This is a genomic window from Pseudomonas sp. (assembly GCF_050739655.1).
Taxonomy (GTDB): Bacteria; Pseudomonadota; Gammaproteobacteria; order Pseudomonadales; family Pseudomonadaceae; genus Aquipseudomonas.
The window spans coordinates 1-1117 of record NZ_JBOIBY010000082.1 but is presented as its reverse complement, the minus strand read 5'-3'; the positions used below and the strand labels follow the sequence as shown (position 1 = coordinate 1117).

The window sequence follows — 1117 nt, the reverse complement described above, 5'->3', positions numbered from 1 at the left end:
GTCTTGGAAATGTTCTTCATCACGCCTTGAAATGACTGCGACATGTGGTTGAGCGAGCGGTCGGTGTAGACCACTGAGTACTCGACCAGCCCCTCGGGATCGATACTGGGATATAGCTTTGACATGGGTGACTCCTTTGGCAGGGATCTCAGTGGTATCGACCCTGCCCTAAGCCTTGGCAAATGACAAGATTGCTCGGGATTGAATTGCGACTTCTGTCGAGCGGCTGGCATCATCAGGTCGATTACTGGACGTAGCAATGCTCGCAGGTCGCTGCTGAGTTGTGGGAGGGGGGGCTTAAAGGTTCAAAAGTGTTTGAAACCCCAAGGGGAATTCATTATTGGACATTGCGGTTGGGCGGTAGCCGGATCGATACGCCGCTCGCGCCTAGCACATGGGGCCTAGGCGCTGCGCTGATAAGGATGCTCCCGGTCTATAGAGCCCGGGGAGATTCAATTTGTTGAGAAGTGTCGTCTATTTGGACGCAGTATCCATATAAGACTTTACCGCCGCGATCCCAGGTTGACCTTCCACTGTTTGAACATCAAGCAACGTTCTATCAAGCCATTCGGGATGGGCACTCAGCCATTTTTTTACCGCAGAGCGTGGGTCAAGGCCACCATTGATCACGTAGTCCATCATGGTGTTTTCGGCATCGATGGAAAACTCCAGATTCTTCAGAAGCTGGCCCACGTTAGGGCATTCGTCCAAGTATCCCGTACGCACATCGGTACGCACCGACGATGCACCAAAATTTTCTCCATAGTACTTGTCGCCACCTGACAAATATTCCAGTTCAATATTCTTGTTCATTGGGTGAGGTGCCCAGCCCAGAAACACGATCCAGTCGTTCTTTCTGATTTGCCTGCCGACTTGTGTCAGCATGCCCTTCTCACTGGACTCAACCAGGCTCCAGCTGCCCAGGTTATACGCGTTATCCGCGATGAGGTTCTGGATCGGTTTGTTTCCGCCTGGCTCTACTCCATAGATTTTCCCGCCAAACTTTGATTTGTAAGTGTCCAGGTCAGCATAGCTTTTTACACCTTGCTCATAGACGTATCGCGGAACCGCCAAGGTAAATTTTGCGCCCGTGAGGTTCACTCGCACGGTCTGAATC

Annotated in this window: 1 protein-coding gene and 1 pseudogene; both read right to left on the bottom strand. The window is 51.7% G+C overall.

What is annotated here, in order from left to right:
• A pseudogene (locus tag ACRESJ_RS04610) lies at positions 1–125 on the bottom strand (alanine--glyoxylate aminotransferase family protein); the annotation flags it as partial.
• 349 nt (positions 126–474) lie between these two features.
• Positions 475–1117, bottom strand: a 643-nt coding sequence (locus ACRESJ_RS04605) for a glycine betaine ABC transporter substrate-binding protein (RefSeq protein WP_431756841.1), incomplete at its 5' end; no start/stop codon positions are given.